This is a genomic window from Massilia horti (assembly GCF_004614195.1).
In the GTDB taxonomy this organism is placed as follows: Bacteria; Pseudomonadota; Gammaproteobacteria; order Burkholderiales; family Burkholderiaceae_D; genus Telluria; species Telluria horti.
In genome coordinates this window covers 1-18,618 of sequence record NZ_SPUM01000111.1, presented here as the reverse complement: position 1 = coordinate 18,618, position 18,618 = coordinate 1, and the positions used below count along the sequence as shown (strand labels likewise).

Annotated in this window: 13 protein-coding genes and 1 pseudogene; 8 read left to right on the top strand and 6 right to left on the bottom strand. The window is 62.7% G+C overall.

Annotated elements, in window-relative coordinates:
* Positions 1-203: 203 nt before the first annotated feature.
* Positions 204-1,210 (top strand): annotated as a pseudogene (locus tag E4O92_RS17210) (IS1595 family transposase).
* 297 nt (positions 1,211-1,507) lie between these two features.
* On the opposite strand, the gene E4O92_RS17205 reads toward E4O92_RS17210, so the two are convergent.
* Positions 1,508-1,918, bottom strand: a complete 411-nt coding sequence (locus tag E4O92_RS17205; RefSeq protein WP_135190887.1) for a helix-turn-helix transcriptional regulator — start codon at positions 1,916-1,918, stop codon at positions 1,508-1,510.
* A gap of 879 nt (positions 1,919-2,797) precedes the next feature.
* Here E4O92_RS17205 and E4O92_RS17200 point away from each other — a divergent pair.
* Complete coding sequence (locus tag E4O92_RS17200; protein WP_135190886.1) at positions 2,798-3,736, top strand: prohibitin family protein; 939 nt, start codon at positions 2,798-2,800, stop codon at positions 3,734-3,736.
* A gap of 10 nt (positions 3,737-3,746) precedes the next feature.
* Positions 3,747-4,271, top strand: coding sequence for a GNAT family N-acetyltransferase (locus E4O92_RS17195; RefSeq protein WP_135190885.1), 525 nt, complete (start codon positions 3,747-3,749; stop codon positions 4,269-4,271).
* 23 nt (positions 4,272-4,294) lie between these two features.
* Here E4O92_RS17195 and E4O92_RS17190 read toward each other — a convergent pair whose 3' ends face one another.
* The 5 genes from E4O92_RS17190 to E4O92_RS17170 all read right to left on the bottom strand — a co-directional run bounded on the left by E4O92_RS17190 (position 4,295) and on the right by E4O92_RS17170 (position 11,604).
* The gene (locus E4O92_RS17190; RefSeq protein ID WP_229483448.1) at positions 4,295-5,305 is read right to left on the bottom strand and encodes a catalase family peroxidase; all 1,011 of its coding nucleotides are present in this window, start codon (positions 5,303-5,305) and stop codon (positions 4,295-4,297) included.
* Between the two features lie 375 nt (positions 5,306-5,680).
* Complete coding sequence (locus tag E4O92_RS17185) at positions 5,681-7,318, bottom strand: M28 family peptidase (protein ID WP_135190884.1); 1,638 nt, start codon at positions 7,316-7,318, stop codon at positions 5,681-5,683.
* A gap of 52 nt (positions 7,319-7,370) precedes the next feature.
* A complete protein-coding gene (locus E4O92_RS17180; RefSeq protein WP_135190883.1) occupies positions 7,371-9,662 on the bottom strand; it encodes a M28 family peptidase in 2,292 nt (763 codons plus the stop codon).
* A gap of 42 nt (positions 9,663-9,704) precedes the next feature.
* Complete coding sequence (locus E4O92_RS17175; RefSeq protein ID WP_135190882.1) at positions 9,705-10,727, bottom strand: S41 family peptidase; 1,023 nt, start codon at positions 10,725-10,727, stop codon at positions 9,705-9,707.
* 205 nt (positions 10,728-10,932) lie between these two features.
* Positions 10,933-11,604 carry an energy transducer TonB gene (locus tag E4O92_RS17170; RefSeq protein WP_135190881.1) on the bottom strand — a complete coding sequence of 224 codons (672 nt, stop codon included), beginning with the start codon at positions 11,602-11,604 and terminating at the stop codon, positions 10,933-10,935.
* A gap of 325 nt (positions 11,605-11,929) precedes the next feature.
* On the opposite strand from E4O92_RS17170, the gene E4O92_RS17165 reads away from it, so the two are divergent.
* From E4O92_RS17165 to E4O92_RS17145, 5 genes are all read left to right on the top strand, one after another.
* Entirely contained in the window at positions 11,930-12,580 is a 651-nt protein-coding gene (locus tag E4O92_RS17165; RefSeq protein ID WP_135190880.1) for a response regulator, read from the top strand.
* A 30-nt stretch (positions 12,581-12,610) separates the two neighbouring features.
* The gene (locus tag E4O92_RS17160) at positions 12,611-13,483 is read left to right on the top strand and encodes a hypothetical protein (protein WP_229483438.1); all 873 of its coding nucleotides are present in this window, start codon (positions 12,611-12,613) and stop codon (positions 13,481-13,483) included.
* Positions 13,480-14,976, top strand: a complete 1,497-nt coding sequence (locus E4O92_RS17155) for a sensor histidine kinase (protein WP_135190878.1) — start codon at positions 13,480-13,482, stop codon at positions 14,974-14,976. The genes E4O92_RS17160 and E4O92_RS17155 overlap by 4 nt, the downstream gene beginning before the upstream one ends.
* Positions 14,977-15,007: 31 nt before the next feature.
* Complete coding sequence (locus tag E4O92_RS17150) at positions 15,008-16,696, top strand: M14 family zinc carboxypeptidase (protein WP_135190877.1); 1,689 nt, start codon at positions 15,008-15,010, stop codon at positions 16,694-16,696.
* Between the two features lie 144 nt (positions 16,697-16,840).
* Positions 16,841-18,526: a PQQ-dependent sugar dehydrogenase gene (locus E4O92_RS17145; protein ID WP_135190876.1), complete on the top strand. Its 1,686-nt coding sequence runs from the start codon at positions 16,841-16,843 to the stop codon at positions 18,524-18,526.
* The last annotated feature ends 92 nt before the right edge of the window (positions 18,527-18,618 follow it).

Below are 18,618 nucleotides of genomic sequence, written 5' to 3'. Positions count from 1 at the left end.
TGGCTCAGGAAAAGGCCAACATGGCTGCGGAGCTGCAGGCGATGGAAGACCAGCAGAATGCTCAGGCTGCGGCCGGCCGAGCATCATGGGGACGGCGAGTAATCGTCGTCACCTCAAAAAAAAAAGGCGCTGTCCGCGTTAAGTGTTGAATTCGGCCTTATGGATGAGGTCTAACTGGCGACACCATGAGCCGGGAGACCCCGATGGAGCGGCGCCAGTTTGAACATTTCGTTGACGAACTGCACAAGCTGACCAAGCGACAGTGAGGAAAGGTATTGGCGATACTCGGAGAGAGAGCCAAGCAAGAAAGGACGGCCGCGGTGATTGAACAGGCGGCCGGCGCGCGGCTGAGCTGCCCGCGCTGCGGCGCGCGCAAGCTGTATCGGCACGGCCGGGTCGCCGGCCTGCAGCGATATCGATGCGTCGGCTGCGCGAAGACGTTTAACTCGCTGACGGGCACGCCGTTAGCGCACCTTCGGCACAAGACGAAATGGCTTGATTACCTGGACTGCATGCTGGTTGCCACGACGGTGCGCAGGGCCGCCAAGGAAGTGCAGGTGCACAAGGACACGAGCTTTCGATGGCGCCATCGGTTCTTGGCGCTGACGAAGCACGATCGGCCGGCGCGCTTGCATGGCATTGCAGAGGCAGATGAGCTCTATCTGCTCGAGTCCGAAAAAGGTGCACGCAAGCTTGATCGCCCACCGCGTAAGCGGGGCGGCGCTGCCACCAAGCGCGGGATCTCGGACGAACAAGTCTGCGCTCTCATCGCCCGAGACCGGACCGGCCAAACCCTCGTTTTCGTGACAGGCAAAGGCCCTGTAACCAAGGCGCAGCTCCACCAATACCTACCGCCTGCGCTCGACCATGACGTGCTGCTCGTCACCGATGCGAACGCGGCCTATCGCTATTTCGCACGTGAAGCGGGCATTTCCCACGAGTTCGTCAACTTGCGTACCGGCGTGCGGGTCCGGGGAGCGATACACGTTCAGAACGTGAACGCTTACCACAGCCGATTCCGCTTTTGGCTCGACAGGTTTTATGGGGTTGCCACTCATTATCTATCGAACTACCTCGGCTGGCGTTGGGCCCTGGACGGCCAACGCATCAGCTCACCGGAGGTCTTCCTCCGGACGGCGATGGGCGTTTTCCACACTTAGCGCGGACAGCGCCAAAAAAAACGGCACCTTCGGGTGCCGTTTTTTTTTGAGCTGCGCCCCCCGGGGCGCACCTACTGGGAGGTGAAGGTCTTCTACCCGCCGGACAGACTTAATACGTCGCCAGCTCTCAGAGCAAACGCCGCATAAGACCCCAAACTGCGCATGCGAACAACACAAAACCTCCGGAGACGGCTGGCCCCCCTGTGAACAGAAAATGCAGGGCAGTCGCTTCACCAGCGTGGATCCCAAATGGTACAAGGATTGCCAATGCCACTTGGCGCTCGTACTCTTGTCGCACCTCCCTGCGATCCTGTTCGGACTCGGCTTGATGCCAAAGCAAAAAATAGTCATGCGAAAGCTGTTCGAGCTGGAAGTGCGAGAGAAGATGCTTTACCAACATCGACTTCTCGCACAGCCGGATCACCCGCTGGCCGGGCGCTTGTTGTTTCAACTTCGAAGGCCTCATCCGGTTTCCCCTTTTGAGCCAAGTTTACGGTCTCGTACACTTTATAAAGCACGCGTTTCGCGGTGATATCACCTACTTCTACGTACTCTTCTCGCTTTTGTACAAGACCTCGTTTCTCCAATCTCGATAGCAGTTGATAAATTGCAGCGACCGAAATGGACCCATTTGACGCGCGAGATATTGCTGGGCCGTGCACTTCCTTTTTTAGGGAAGCCAGCACAGTCAGCACTTCAAATTCTGCATCAGGAACCTTAATGCGTTGGTTTGATACAGTATTCAAAACATAAGGCATGTGATCTCCTCTCCGCGTTTTATGCGCCGTTTAGATTGGGCATTACGCAGCATCACTGAAGGTGGAAAGAAAGGTGACTTCATGCGAGTCTTCTCTTTCGTCCCGATCGTATATGTAGCCAGAATGCAGCAATATTTTTAATAATTGGGTAATCCATGGGTAGCTCCGTTTTCTATTTTTGAGAGAAATGCCGCTCAGAGGCGGCTGTTGTCAGGGTGTGCTGACAAACGTTAGTGTAGTCCTGACAAATAAAAAGTCAAGAGATTTTGAACGTCGCCAGCTGCGGACGCAACGACACCCGTTCCGGATAAGGTTGGCTTAGGCTATGTGCCGGTTAGCTGCGAAGAAAGTGACCCAGTCGTGGCGCTGCAGGCTGGAAAGTTGGTCAGGGTGACACACATCCAGGGCGATTAGCATGACCACTTCGAGACGTCGGTGGGTATGTTAGCGGGAGTGGGAGGAGCACAAGTTTGATTCAGGAGGACGCAGCTTAGTAACCCAGGAGACGCCGAGCTGCAGGCGATGGAAGACAAGCAGAATGCTCAGGTTGCCGCTGAGCATCATGGGGACGGCGAGTAATCCCTACACCTCAGCCTCAATGAAAACGGCACCTTTCAAGGTGCCGTTTTTTCTTTCATGCCTTCAAGATTGTTTCAACGCAAAACAATCGTGGCCGTGGCACGTAAGGTCATCCTTTGAGTGAAGCTCGAGACTTCTCGATCAGCGCGTTCAGACTCACGGCCAGCCTCAGCCAGCAAGAGGGATGACCAAAACTAAAAGTAGTTGCAAAAGTCCCACATTGAGATACATTGTGAAATGGAAATAACCGTGCAACGTTGATTGCGGCGGTAACACGCATTCCCAAAAAAGGAGACAAACATGAGTGGCATACTTCGCGGCGCTGAGGGGGAAGCCATTGCGGTGACGGACGGACTATCCCGAGCCTTCAGAACGCCATCTCGCGGCAAGCTCGTCATTGGCGCTGTCGGATTGCTCCTGCTCTTCATGTTCTGGCCATTTCGTTCGGTGCCAACCGGCTCGCGCGGCGTCGTCACGCAGTTTGGCGCGATAAAGGGCATCCAGGATGAAGGCTTGGTTCTCCTCGCTCCCTGGGAAAAGCTGGCACTGTTCAGCGTTCGCGCCGAAGAGGCCAAGATCGAAGAAGCAGATGGCAGCACCAGCGATACCCAGCCGGTCAAGGTGAGCATGACGGTGCGCTACAGCATTTCGGTTAATCGCGTCGCCGAGGTGTACGAGAAATACAGCCATGACGGCAACCTATCCTCGTACGTGCAAACTGCGACGCAGGAGGCCTTCAAAGCGGTGACTGCGCGCTACACAGCGCCGGACCTGATTGCCAAGCGCGCCCAGGTTTCGAACGATATTGCCGATGCCCTGCGCCGCAAGTTGAACATCTATGGTGCGCAGGTCATCAACATCGACATGCGCAACTTTGCGTTTTCAAGCGATTACATGAAGGCGATCAGCGACAAGGTGACGCAGGAGCAGTTGCGCCTGGGCGCAGAAAACAAACTGAGGACGGTCGAGGCCGAGCAAAAGCAAAAGGTGGCGATCGCCGAGGCAGAGGCTGCCGCGCTGCGTGCCAAGGCGGACGGTGAGGCTTACGCGAACCTGAAAATGGCGACCGCGCAAGCCGACGCACTCAGGATCCAGAACGCAGCGCTTGCGCAGAACAAGGATGTACTCGAGCTGCGCCGCATCGAGGTGGAGCGCATGAAGGCTGAGCGCTGGGATGGTAAGCTGCCCCAAAACATCTATGCCGGTGCCCCCGTGCCATTCCTCAACGTGAGCAAGTAGGCTGGAATTGATGAGTAAGAAGGTTACTATCCGCCGCGTTGGCGCGGATGAAGCGCCCGCTTGCATTGAGAGACTGGCCGATGTGCTGATCGACTCTGTCGAAGGGGGCGCATCGGTGAGCTTCATGCTGCCGATGCCACGAGAAAAAGCCGTGAGCTTTTGGCGTGGTGTTGCCGATGGCGTTGCACGCGGCGAGCGCACGCTGCTCGTCGCTGAAGACGACGAAGGCGAGATCGTCGGCACCGTGCAGATGGTCACGGCGATGCCAGAAAACCAGCCGCACCGCGCGGACATCGCGAAGCTGCTCGTGCATCGACGTGCGCGACGCGCTGGCGTGGGGCAACTGCTGATGGCAACCGTGGAAGACGCGGCCCGCGAGCAAGGCAAGAGCGTGCTCGTACTGGACACGGCGAGCGCCGACGCCGAACGGCTGTACGAGCGGCTTGGCTGGACGCGTGTTGGCGAGGTTCCTCAGTACGCGCTCCTGCCGGACGGTAAGCTGAGCGGGACGACCTTCTTCTACAAGCACGTCTGATTAAGCGGCCCGGCCTTGCCTGGTCATTTCCCTTGAATCCGCTTGGCGAATGAGACGGCATAAGCCGGCGAGCGGAACGTCAGGATCGGATCGTTGGTCGGCTCAATCCCTTCGGCCATTACGAGCGGATCGTAATTGATCTTCTCGCACGCCGCGCCTTTCTGCGGCATGGCTGATGTGATAGTGAGCGTTCCGGCCTTGATCTGCTTGCGATCCGCTGGCCACAGGACAGTCGGATTGTCCTCTGGATCACCCGGCTGGCCAATCCACACCAGCATGTCCCAGCGTACCGGCCCTTTCTTCGTCCGGTCTATCAGTTCCTGGGCCAGGAAGTTGGCTGGCATGGTTTTCATCTGCTCGTCAGTCAGGCGTTTTTCTCCCTGTTGGGGGACGAACTTCCAGCGCACCAGTGTGGTTTTGTTGTCCGCATTGATGAACTTGAAGGTATGGATCCCAAAATAGTCGCTGTTGGCATAGCTGACGGGCGGGTTATTCTTTTCCAGGAATTCGGCCTGCGCCCGATTGTCCGGATGCGTGGCTTTGAAGGCAGCGACCTTTTTGGGATCGGGTTTGCCGGTCGACGCGTCTGGCTTCGTGGCTACCAGCAAGTCGAAGAACGTCTTTGGTGTGGCGGCGCCAAACATCGGCGTGTTGATCATGGTGATGTGCTGCAGTTTGTTTCCCGGCAGCTTGAATTCGAGCGCCATGCCGCGCGCGCTTTTTGCGGTATCCGGGGCATCGGGAAAGCCGCCGGCATTCGAGAAGCGCGCGATGACGGGAATCGTTTTGCCGGAGAACAGAGCCGATTTTGAATACGTTGCCGCTTCCTTTGAGCCGACCCATTCGCCAAGTGCGCACAGTCCCTTGGTGTGATTGCGGCGCTGGCCCGGATGGACGCCGTACGTGTCTTCCATTTGCGTGACCATCTGGTCGGCTGTTACCTGCTCCTGCGCCAAACTGTGCCGCGCCACCATGAACAGGTCGATGGCGATCACGCCGACAAGTACCAAACACTGCTGCTTTCGGGCATGCATGCGGTTTCTCCTTATCTTTGGGTAGGCGATAACCTGATCTGGCCAAGCATGTCACTGGGCAGGGTGGGGCTTATGAGAGGGATCAAAGCTGGCACCAGTTTTACAACGATGGCGCGGTATGTTGAACCTGGGGCGCCGAGCGAAGGCTGTAGGGTGCGCGGGGCCGCCGAGCACCTGTGCGCACGCGGTTCGCGAACGTGGCGTTACGGAGCGGCAGCCGCAAGTCAGCACGCCGTGACCGCGTGCGCACAGGTGCGCACCCTACGGCGTTCATGCGCATAGTGCGCGTCCCGCGAGTCTATCGCGGACGATCAGCGCCGACGGGATGCGTGCGCCCACCATGCGCGCACGCATCCCCGCCGGTCGCTCATCTTTTTATCGGCGTGCGGCTTCGCGCGCCTTGCCGAACGGGTCGCCCGCTTTCCACGCCGGCATCTTCGGCGCGTTCGCCACCGCCTGGCCCAGGTTCAGCGTGAACTGCGCCTGCTGCACCATGCCCGCCATGTCCCAGCTCGGGTCGTATTCGTCGTTCACCTGGTGGTAGCGCGCGCGATAGCTCTTGGCCTTCTCCTTCGAGCCTTCCGGGTCCTTGATCCAGTCGCTGCCGCCGTGGATCGAGAACGCCGGAATGCCAACTTTGGCAAACGAGAAGTGGTCGCTGCGGAAGTAGCCGCCGGACAGATCCGGCTTGGCTGCGGCAATCTGCAGGCCCATCGACTTGGCGGTGGCCGCGGCGATTGCGCCCAGGTCGGTGCGCTCGCTGCCCTGGGTGCCGATGTCGCGGGCGGCGCCGATCCAGTTCAGGCTGTCGAGGTTCAGGTTGGCGGCGGTCTTTTCGAGCGGCCACAGCGGCTTGCTGGCGTAGGCGCTGCTGCCCAGCAAACCTTGTTCTTCGGCCGCGACCCACAGGAACATTTGGGTGCGCTTGGCCGGCTGGCGCACTGCCACTTCGGCCATCGCCAGCAGGGCGGCGGTGCCGGAGGCGTTGTCCACCGCGCCGTTGTAGATGTTGTCCGCGCCGTCGCCCTGCTTGCCCAGGTGGTCCCAGTGCGCGCTGTAGATCACCAGCTCGTCCTTGAGCTTGGGGTCGGTGCCCGGAACGATGCCGGCCACATTGTACTGATCGATCGTGCGCACCGCGGCACGGGTTTCGCCCTGCACGCGCGCGCCCAGCGGCACTGGCTTGAACGATTTGTCTTCCGCAGCCGCGCGCAGTTTGTCCAGGTCCTGGCCTGCGGCGCTGAACAGTGCGCGTGCGGTGGCATCGGTCATCCAGCCTTCCATGCCTGGTTCGAGATCGCCGTCGGCCAGCTGGAAGCGCTCGGCCATCCAGCTGTTCTGCACCACGCTCCAGCCGTACGAGGCCGAGGCGTCGGTGTGGATCAGCAGCACGCCGGCAGCGCCGTGGCGGGCGGCTTCTTCGAATTTGTAGGTCCAGCGGCCGTAGTAGGTGAGGCCCGCGCCGTTGAAGCGGTTCGGCTCCGCGGCGGTCGGCGGCGGGTCGTTGACCAGCATGACCAGCACCTTGTCCTTGCAGTCCAGGCCCTTGTAGTCGTCCCAGCCGCCTTCTTCCGGCGCGGTGATGCCGTAGCCGACGAACACCAGTTCGTGATCCATGCTGTGTACCGGCTTGGCGTCGCCCGGCGCCCACACCCAGTCCTTGCCGAAGGTGAGCGGCAGCGCGGTGCCGTTCACGGTGATCGCAACGCTGCTCTCGCCGGGGGCCGATTTGACGCCGGCGATCTTCACCGGCTGGCGGAAGCTGCTGCCGTTGGCCGGCTTCAGGCCCACGGCCAGCGCCTGGTTCTCGAGGTAGGTGACGGTCAGGTCACCACCACGCTGGCCGGTGCCGCGGCCTTCGAGCACGTCGGAGGAAAGGAAGGCGATGTGGCCGCGCAGCGGCGCTTCCTGGACCACGGGGCCAACGGATTTGCCGGCTGCGTATGCCGGATAGGCCAGTGCCAGGCTGCTGGCCAGGACGGTGGCGGCAAGGGAGGATACGATCTTGTGCATGGAATCCTGATGATGGTTGTTAGTGGACGCACTGCTGGGTGCGCCGGTCATTTTATTTCAAACCTCGGAACAATAGGGTATCGGCGGCGACCGTGGTGCCGGTCATCGGCACAACCGGCCGGGCCGTGTGTGGCCGTTCGGGCAGCGCATGTTCGGGCAGGCCGGGAATCCGTTCTTCCACATGCACGTAAAAGGTGGCGTGGGGCGCGACACGCAGCGCAAAGCGCAGAAGCTGGTCTTCCATCCCGTACAGCGACATCGACCAACTGCGGCTCGTCTTATTGGTCAGCGTCCGGCCGTTGACGCTGGCGTAGTTGATCTTGGCCTTATCGACCCACATCTCGATGTGCGGCGCGCGGTTCTTTGAGGTGACCGTGAACTCGGCCAGACGCGGCTCTTCCTCGTTCTTGAGCATCACCGTAAGCGGGAAGGCGAGACCGTCATTGCGTGGCGCGGCCGAGTACCACAGGTCGTCGCTGTCCCATCCGAACACGTCAACGTGGCGGCGCGGCGCGGGCAGGTTGGGGAAGATCGAACGCGTGAAGTCGTCCAGTGGCTGCGGCGGCGCCAGCCACCAGGAGCGCCAGGTCTGCATGTCCTTGTAGTAGACCAGCGGGCTGGCAATCGGGCGTTCCCCCGGTTCGGGCAGCGCGGGGTTTGCCGTGCCGAGCAGGACAAGGCCTGCGATGGCCAGGCCGCGCACCGCGAAGCGCCGCGCGATCTGGACGAACAGGGGAATGGAGAGGCAGAACATCAGCGCGAGCAGCGCCAGTGCCAGGTTCGTGCGCGCGAGCGAGAATGGGACGAAAATGTCGCGCGCCAGCGGAAGGAGCAGCAGCACGCCGGGCGCGGCTCCGGCCAGCAGCACCGGCAGCCTGGCCGCTGGCAGTGCGGCCACACGCCGCGAGAGCAGGGCGGCGTATGCGGTCAATGCCCCAAGCAGTGGCCACAGCAGCACGTACGTGGTGACAGGCATCGACCAGCTGATGGCGACCAGTGCGGCGCCAGCGCAGATCATCGCACCGAGCACGCATGCCGGCCAGCCAACTGCCCGTTGCAGACGCCGCAGTGCCAGGATGAACAGCGCGCCGCCAAGGAGCGCAATCGCGCAGAGGCGCGTGCCATCCCAGTCGCCCGACACCAATTGGCGAAAACCGTTATGCCACAAAAGCCAGGCCGTGGCCGCCGGTGTAACGGCGATGGCGGCGCAGCCGAATGTGCCTTTCACGATATCGATCAGCGCCACGTCCTGGCGCTGGGCCGCCAGGCAGCACACGCCAAACAGCAGCAGGCAGGCCAGTCGTGTGAATGGCCATACCAGCGTAACCGGGTAGTGCACAATGCCCAGGTGCGGCAGTTCGAAATAAACGCGATCTGCCTGCGTCTCGTGCACCAGCGCCTGCTGGCCAAAGTGGCGCACCAGGCCGAGCATGGCGTCGCCCTCATGCTGCAGGGTGGCCAGGTCAAGGCGTTCAGGCGTGTCGTGCGGCCCGCGGTCGCCGTCAAGCGTCGCGAACTGGAGCAGGGGCGTATGCAGCCGCGCGAGTGGACCGGCCGGCACCCGGTTCCACATCAGTCTGTAGGCCTCGGACATCACCGCCGAACCACGCACACCTTTCGCTGCCTTCGCCCAGCCGGAGATCACATTGCTATCCGCTTTGAAAACGTCATACAGGACCAGCGGGCCACGGTTGCCGATGTTGTCGAACTTGAGCACTAAACCGACGTCATGTGCCCACGGATGCTGTTCGACGAATGCCTGTGTACCGAGCTCGCCGACTTGCTCGCCGTCGGCGAACAGGAAGATGACGTCGTGCTGCAGCGGCGGGCCGGCGCGTAGCACGCGAATCGTTTCCAGCATCGCCGCCGCCGATGCCGCGCCATTGGCTGCGCCCTGCGTGTCATTGCCGCTGTCGTAGTGGCTTGCAAGCAGGACGGCCGGGGGACGTTTGGGACCGCTTGCGGTGCCGGGAAGTCGCACCAGCACGTTGTGTACGACGGCGAGTGTCACATGGACGTTTTCCATCGGGTCCATCGACTCCTTCTGGACGGTGGTGGTCTGCACCTGTGGTTCCAGGCCATAGACGCGCAGACGCTCGATCAGGTAGTTGCGCGCATCGGCGTTTGCACGGGTTGCGATTGGCCGCGGCGTGCGCGCCAGTGCCTGCACGTGCGCGAACGCACGCATGGCGGAAAACTGTTCTGATGGCGCGTTGCGGGGCTTTGGCGTCGGGAGCGCCGGGGTGCCGCCGAGCGCAAACCAGGCCAGCGCCGCAAGCGCGAGCACGGCCGCGACGATGCCGGCCAGGCCGGATTGCTGCGGCTTAGTCTGATGAGGATGCATGGAAGTCTCTCTTTAATAATTCTTGTTTTTGTCGGCGGACGGCTACAGCTCCGACAGCATTTTTCTCAGTTCGATGTAGCCAAAGGCATTGCTGGCGTGGGCCAGCCGGTCGGTCAGGATGCGGCGCCTGATCGTTCGCAGCGCCTCCTTGGACGGCGCCGGAATGTCGGGTCGCACCCCGACACCTTCCCAATTGGCGTGCGTGACCGGGCTGACCAGCCGGGCCCGCGGTATCGACGCCACGAAGCACGGGCCAAGCCGGAATGTGTCTGCCAGGTTGGCTCCGCCACGCGTTTGTTCGCCCACGATCGAGGCGCGTTTCATGGCTTGCATCGTGTACGCGAAGTCCTCGGCCGCAGCCTTGGTCTCGCCGCTGGTCAGCACGTACATCTCGCCCAGGTGCGGCCGGGCGCCCAGCCTGCGCACCGTCCACGGTCGCTCGATGTGGTCGCGGTAGTGCGCTTCGTTGAGCGGAAGCGGGCGGTCGACAAAGTAGCTGGCAAGCAGGCGCGCGGCCTCGCGCGAGCCGCCCGCGTTGCGGCGCAGGTCGACAATGATCGCGTTGGTGCGTTTGAGCTTGTCCAGCGCCTGCGCATATTCCCGCGCCGCCAGCTCTGGGGGCATGAACTCGGCGATCTCGAGGTAGCCGATGTCAGGCGGGAGCAGCTCCGCCTTCGCCACCGCGCCGGGCTTGAACCAGCGCGCCAGCGGCTCAAGCCATTCCGGTGTCTGCCCGGGTGGACTGTATGTCACCTTGAGGTTCACGTCGTGCGCAATCGACGCCATGTCGTCGTTGAGCACTCGGGCCAAGGTTTGCGCGTCCCCTATGCGGTCGTAATCTTTCTCGCGCTCGCGCAGCAGGGACGCAATTTGCTGCGCCTTGTCGGCGAAGACGTAATGCCTGCTGATTTGGTCGTTCAGCGTCGCGATCACCTGGCGGCGTTCGGCGATGTCGATCGTGTTGCTGCCTGCCCGGCCGTGACTTCGTGTGTACGTGAACACGAGCGCCAGCGTGGCCGCGAGCACCGGCGCAACCAAGAGTGCGGCCAACCACTTTTTTTTCATTCTCTCTCCTTGTTGTCGTGGGCCTGTTGGCTGAACTGCTAACGGTGCTCCCGATCCGCGTGCGCAGCAAAGCTGCACACCCTACGGGACGCGCCGTGGCGTTTTTTTATGTGGTGGTCAATGCGGGTGTGGTCGCACCTCCTTGAATCGAAAAAAAACCCGCCAGGCTGAGGACGGGCGGGCAAAAGAGGGGAAGGTCCAAGGCTTAATCTTCGAGCTTCCAGTCGTAGGCGATCTGCGCCCAGCCGGCTTCGGCCACGCCGTTGTTCATCGCCGGCTTGAAGCGGCACAGGCTCAGGGCATTGATAGCGGCCTTGTCCAATTCGCGGTGGCCGCTCGATTTCTGGATGCGCGATCCGGTCACCTTGCCGTCTGCGCCCACCATCAGGGCGAGCGTCACGGTGCCGGTGTCGCCGTTGCGCAGCGAACTGGCCGGGTAGGCAGGCGTGGCGCAGCTATTGGTATCGGCCAGCACCGCGGTGCGCATCACACCGGTGTTGGGTGAAGGTTGGGCGGCAGGCGGCGCTTCCACCTGCGTCTGCGCGACGGGAGCAGGATTCGGATCGGGCACGGTGGTGGCCTGGACCACCGGCTGCTCGACCGGTGGCGGCACTTCGACTTCCACCTGGGGCACCACGATCTGGGGCGGTGCGACTCGCGGCATGGGCCGGGGCGGTTCGGGCGGCGGCGGTGGCGGCGGCGGTGGCGTGAGCTCGGGAACGAGCGTCACCATCAAGTCCTCCATCTTCGGCAGCGAAATGTGCCGCGTATTGAGGCTGTGGACGAAGGCCACGCCGACCGCCAGGTGGATACCCGCGACAAGCGCGAATTTGCTGGCCTTGTTGGCACCAGCATGGTTCACATGTGAGAAATGCATGGTGTTCTCTCCTTGTTGTTTTGCTCGTGGCCTGCTGCCGGATCGGAGCGTTTTACCTTCGGAATGAACTGCAATGTCTTTCGTATGGAACTAATTTATACCATCTCGTAGTATTTTGAAAAGCATTTTCTTCGCAAAGATTGATTCCATCGGTGCGTCTGCTCCGGCTGATATGGCCGGGTGCCTGGGCGGCGAGGCCACTCGCGCTACGGCTCTTTGTATGAAATAATCATCCCGTGCACGGGAATGCTTCCGTGTGATGGCACACATAGCTGCCAGAGATTGGTAAGCGAATGTAAGCGCGGAGTTGAACGAGGAGAGGAATGTGGCGAAAGAGCAAAGAAAAATCCGCGTGATGCTGGCCGACGATCATCCGATCGTCATGACGGGGTTCGCCATGTCGCTGGAAGAAGCAGGCATGGAAGTGGTTGGCCAGGCCAAGACCCCGAGCGAGGCGCATGCGATGTATGCCGAGACCCGCCCCGACGTGGTGGTGCTGGACATCCGCTTTGGCACCGAGCTCACGGGCCTGGACGCCGCGCAGGACATCCTCAAGTCCGATCCTCGGGCGAAGGTCGTATTCCTCAGCCAGTTCGACCAGGACAGCCTGATTAAGGAAACCTATCGCCTGGGCGCGCACGCTTTCGTGACCAAGGACTGTGACCCGGCCGACCTGGCGACGGCGGTGCGCGACGCACACGAAGGCAAGCTGTATTTCCTGCCGCCGATCGCCGCGCGGCTCGCGAGCCTGGCGGTGCGCGGCGACGTTTCGCCACAGTCCCAGTTGGATGAGCGCGGGCTGGAGATATTCAAGCTGATGGCCGAGGGCCTGACCAACGCGGAAATCGCCGAAAAGCTCAACCTGTCGACCAAGACCATCAGTAACATAAGCCAGTCGGTCAAGGAAAAGCTGGGCGTGCACCGGCAGGCCTACATCACCCGCCTGGCCGTCAAGCACGGCCTGATCGAGCCGTAAGTTACGCGCATGCGGCGACTTGGCCGATGCATGCTTCTTGCGCTTGCCCTGGCGCCTGCGCTGGCTGCCGCCGCACCGCGCGCGGACGAGGTCAGGGGCTTCCGCTTCCAGATCGTGACGGCGGACGACAGCGCGGTCACGCGCAGGATCGCCGATGACCTGTACAAGCGGCTGGTGCCGATATTTGCGGGGTTTCGCACCGAGCTGGCGCAAAAGCGGCGCATGCTCTACCTGGCGATCGGGCCTGCGGCGTTGCGCGAAGTGGCCGAGCGGCGGTGCGACTGCGCGGTGATCTCGGCCTTCACGTCGAGCCAGGTGTGGCACACGATCCAGTCCGCACTGCCCACGCAGCAGGCCAATTCGATGACGGCGGTGTACGCCGAGCCCGCGCCCTCGGACCAGCTGCGGCTGGTGTCGTTGCTGTACCGGCGGCCGGTGCGTGTGGCGGCCATTCTCGGCTCGGATACCGCTTTCTTGAAGCCCGTGCTGGCGGGCCCGCTCGAGGTGGAGGACTACGCGGCGGGCGACGACATCAATCGCATCCTGAACCGCATCGCACAGACCGAGGTGCTGCTGGCGCTGCCCGACAGCGACATCTACAACCCGGAGAACATCCGCAACATCCTGCTATCGACCTACCGCCACAAGCAGGGCGTGATCGGCTTTTCGGCCGACATGGTCAGGGCCGGCGCGCTCGCGACCACCTACTCGGAGGTTGAGGAAATCAACACGCAGGTGGCCGAAATGGCAGGCGAATTCGTCGCATCCGGCCAGCTGCCGCCGCCCCAGTTCCCGCGCTACTTCCGCACCATCGTCAACGAGGGCGTGGCGCGCTCGCTCGAGCTGACGGTGAGCGATGAAGCGCGCCGGTTCGCGCGTCCCGTCCCAAGCCGACAGCCATGAAGAACCTGCGCTTCTGGCGAGGTTGGAGCATCGGCCTGCGCATGGCGTTCATCACCATGCTGCCCGTAGTGTTCCTGTTCAGTTCTTTTGTCTGGTACTCGTGGTACTCGCACCGTGCCCAGGTGGCGGAGGAACTGGCCGAGCGCGGACGCATCCTCGCCCGCGCGCTGTCCGAAACCAGCGAGTACAACGTCATCTCGGGCAACCTGTCGGACCTGCGGCTGACCATCAATGGCCTGGTCCAATCGGACAAGAGCATCTATCGCATCGACGTGGTCGACGCCAGCGGCAGGAACGCGGTCTCGGTGCGCTCTGAAAATGCGATGGCTGCCGAGCCGTATTACTACGAGGCGCCGATCAAGAAGCAGGTGGTGTGGATCAACCTCTTCTCCGACAACGGCACGCCGCACGTGTCGGCTCCGGCCGATACCCGGCCGCCCACGCTCACCACTGAGGTGGTCGGCTGGGTGCGGGTCACGATGTCGCCATCGAACCTGCTGGCCAAGCAAGGGCAGCGCTTTCGCGTGACGCTGGCGATGGCGGCGCTGGCGCTGGCGGCAAGCGGCGCGCTCGGCTTCGTGCTGGCGCGTTCGCTCTCGCAGCCGCTGCGGGAGGCGATCGGCGCGCTGCGCCAAATCCGCGGCGGCGACTACCGCGTGCACCTGCCGGTGACGACCGGCGGCGAAGTGGGCGAACTGCAGGCGTCGATCGGCGAAATGTCGGTGGCGCTCGACGAATCGAAGAAGGACCTCGAGAACAAGGTGGCGGAGCGCACGCGTGACCTGGTCGCATCGCGCAACGAAGCGCTGCGCGCCGACGCCGACAAGCGCAAGCTGATCCAGAAGGTCAACAGCATCATCGAGGATGAGCGCAAGGGCATCGCCATCGAAATCCACGACGAGCTCAATGCGTCGCTGATCGCCGTGCGGCTGGAAGCGCAGAGCATCGGCCAACTGGCCGCCAAGGCCGAGCCGGGGCCGGCGGTCGAGGAGATTCGCCAGAAGGCGCAATCGATCACCAAGCGCGCGCTCGACCTGTACGCGAGCGGGCGCCGGCTGGTGCGCCGCCTGCGCCCGGAGGTGCTGGACATGCTGGGCCTGCACGGCGCGGTCGAGGAGATGGTGCGCCATTACGACAGCGGTTCCGGCTGCCGCTTCGAATTCACGTCGACGGGCGACTTTTCGCAGCTCGAAAACGAACTCGCGATTTCGGCCTACCGCATCGTTCAGGAGGCGCTGTCGAACGTGATGAAGCACGCCCAGGCCAGCTTCGCACGGGTGAACCTGACACTGGACGAGCAAATGCTGCACATCGAAGTGGAGGACGACGGTCTCGGCTTCGACCCGGCCAGCGCGTCGGAAGGGATCGGCATCATCGGCATGCGCGAGCGTGCCTACGCCCTGCACGGCACGGTTAACGTGTGCTCCAGTCCGGACAAGGGCACACTGGTGGCGATTGCGCTGCCACTGCCGGGCGCTTCTGCGGTATCGTAGCGTTCTTGGCTTTAACCTATTGAATACCTCCATGTCCAACACACTTTCCACGCCTTTCGAGAAGGGCAACCAGAACCAGACCACCACCTGGCATGACTGCATCGCTTGGTACGAAGACCTGGCGCAGCGCTTCCCCAAGGTGCTGCGCTTTTGGCGCATCGGCACTTCCGATGCGGGTGTGCCCATCCATGCCGGCGTGGTGAGCAGCGACGGCGTGTTCGACCGCGACGAGATCAAGCGCACCCAACGCCCGGTCTTCTTCAACAATAACGGCATTCACCCGGGCGAGCCGGAAGGCGTGGACGCCTGCATGGCGCTGGTGCGCGACTTCTGCCACGAACCCGCGCGCCTGGCTGCGCTGGGCAAGACCGTGTTCCTGTTCGTCCCGCTCTACAACGTGGATGGCAGCCTCAATCGAAACAACACCTCGCGCGTGAACCAGGATGGGCCGGAACAGTTCGGCTTTCGCGGCAACAGCCGCCACCTCGACCTGAACCGCGACTTCATCAAGTGCGACACGCTCACAGCAGGGGTCTTCAACAAGCTGTTCACCGAATGGGACCCGGACGTGATGGTCGACACCCACACGTCCAACGGCGCCGACTACAGCTACACCATGACGCTGATCCATACCCAGGCGGACAAGCTGGGCGGCGGCCTGGGCCAGTTCCTCCGCGAGACCATGGTGCCGCAGATGTACGTTGACATGGAAAAGCGCGGCTGGCCGACCTGCCCGTACGTGAACCCGGTCAAGGACAGCCCGGACCACGGCATCGCCGAATTCCTCGAGACCGCGCGCTTCTCGACCGGCTACGCGGCCTTGCACAACACGATCGGCTTCATGCCCGAGACGCACATGCTCAAGCCCTTCGCCGACCGCTACCACTCGATGCGCGCACTGGTGGAGACCGCGCTCGACTTCACGATTGCGAACGCCGACAAGATCCAGTCGCTGCGCCGCGCGGCGAAAGAGGAAGGACGCACGCGCCGCGAATGGCCGATCCACTGGGAGATGGACGAAGCGAACCCGTCGAGCTTCCGCTTCAAGGGTTACGAAGCCAAATACAAGCCGAGCGCGCTGGGAGATTACACCCGGCTGTGGTACGACCGCACCAGCCCGTGGGAACGCGACATCGCCTACTACAACAGCTTCCCGGCCGATATCACGGTCCAGGCGCCACGCGCCTATGTGGTGCCGCAGGCCTGGCGCGAAGTGATCGAACGCCTGCAGTGGAACGGCGTGCAGATGGAGCGCGTGGACAGCGAGCGCGTGGTGGAAGCATCGTATTACCACATCGCGGAGGTATGCTCCCGGCCGAACGCATACGAGGGACACATGTTCCACGACGACGTCCAGCTCGAAAAGCGCCGCGGACAGGTCAAGCTGGGTGTGGGTGACTACATCGTTCCGCTGGACCAGGACAACGCCCGCTACGCGGTCGAGACACTGGAACCGCAGGCGCACGACAGCTTCTTCCGCTGGGGTTTCTTCAACAGCGTGCTGGAGAAAAAAGAAGCGTATTCCGACTACGTGTTCGAGGACGAGGCTGAAAAGCTGCTGGCCGAAGAACCCGAACTGGCCGCGAAGTTCGACGCATGGAAGGCCGCCAATCCGTCGCTCCTGAAAGACCAGTCGGCGGTGCTCGACTTCCTGTTCGCGAACTGCGCACGCTACCGCGAACCCGAATGGCGCCGCTACCCGGTATTGATGTTGGACTAAGACCAGCAGCGCATCCCGTAGGGTGGGCACCCGTTCGTCGGGCATTTAGCCCGACTCACCCACGCGGACCAAGCGCACAGTTAACGGCACACGCAACAGCGCCACAAGCGTAAGCGAGGCATAGCACAAAACGAGGAGAGAACAATGCACCGCAAACCCCTGATTGTCCCTGCCGTGCTGGCAGCCTTGCTGTCAGCGGCAAGCTACGCCCAAGCCGCGCCCAGCAACGGCAAAGCCTACTTCGACCAGAACTGCGCCAGCTGCCACACGGTGGACCCGAGCTTATCCTCGCGCTCCGGTCCTGGCCTGTTCAACGTGGTTGGCCGCAAGGCTGGCGCGCTCCCCAACTACAACTACACCGGAGCCATGGTCCGCGCCGGCGCTGCCGGCAAGACCTGGACACGCGAAGAACTCAACGTCTTCCTGAGCGATCCGTCCAAGTCGGTCCCCGGCACCACGATGCCGGTCGCGCTCGCCGACAAGTCCCAGCGAGCTGCGGTGATCGAGCATCTCGCCACGCTTCAAGGCAAGAGCACCGCAGCGGCGCCTGCCAGCGCCAATGCCGGCAGTGCCGACGGCTGGAACGAAGACAAACCGGGCGACCTGCACCGGCTGACCGTGGCCGACATGCCGCCGCCCTATGCAAGCGCGACCGCCGGCAACGGACCCAAGGTCGTGGCCCGCCCCGAGGGCGCGCTGCCGCAAGTCCCGGCCGGCTTCAAGGTCGGCATCTTCGCCAGCGACACCGAAAAGGCCCGCCTGCCGCTGCGCGCGCCAAACGGCGACATCTTCCTGTCCCAGCCGGGCAAGGGCCAGATCACCGTGCTGCGATCAATCAACGGCGAAACCGCCGATACCGTCAGCGTATTTGCCACCGGGCTGGATCGTCCCTATGGCATGGCTTTCTACCCATCGGGCGCGAACCCGAAATACCTGTACGTCGCCAACGTCAATTCGGTCGTGCGCATCCCGTATGCGGTCGGCGACCTGAAGGCGCGCGGCGAGCCGGAAACCGTGGTGGCGAAACTGGCGGACACCAGCGGCGGACACACCACGCGCACCCTGGTCTTTTCAAACGACGACAAGACGATGCTGGTTTCGATCGGCTCGGCCACCAACGTCGCCACCGCTATCGGCCCCAAATCGCCCGAGGCGCTGGCGAAGTGGGAAGCCAAGTACGGTCTGGGCGCCGCCTGGGGCGAAGAGACCGATCGCGCGCTCGTGCTTGCGTTTGACCCGGACGGCAGCAACCGCCGCACCTTTGCCACTGGCCTGCGCAACTGCGTGGGGCTGCTCGTCTATCCGGGCACCGGAGACGCGATGTGCAGCGTGAACGAGCGCGACGAGCTGGGCGACAACCTGCCGCCGGATTACGTGACCCGGGTGAAGAAGGGAGGCTTCTACGGCTGGCCGTGGTACTACATCGGCGATCACGAGGACCCGCGCCTGAAGGGCATCCGTCCGGACCTGAAGGACAAGGTGATCGTGCCGGACCTGCTGCTGCAGGCACATTCCGCGCCGCTGGGCATGGTCGTGTACCAGGCGCCAGCCGGGGCCAAACACGCGTTCCCCAAGGAGTACGACGGCGACATTTTCGTCGCGCTGCACGGATCGTGGAATCGCGCCACGCGCACCGGGTACAAGGTGGTGCGCGTGTTCATGAAAAACGGCGTGCCGACCGGGCAGTACCAGGACTTCATGACCGGGATGGTGCTGAACGATCGTAACGTGTGGGGACGCCCGGCGGCGGTGACGGTGGCGGCCGATGGAGCGCTGCTGGTGGTTGACGATGCCGGCAGCGTGGTGTGGAGGATTGTGCCGAGCAGGTGACCGCATCGACAAGGTGTGCACCTGCGATTAAGCGATCTTCGTAACGTGAAAGAAAGCACTGTACGGATGTGCAGCGTCCTGACCTGAGTAGG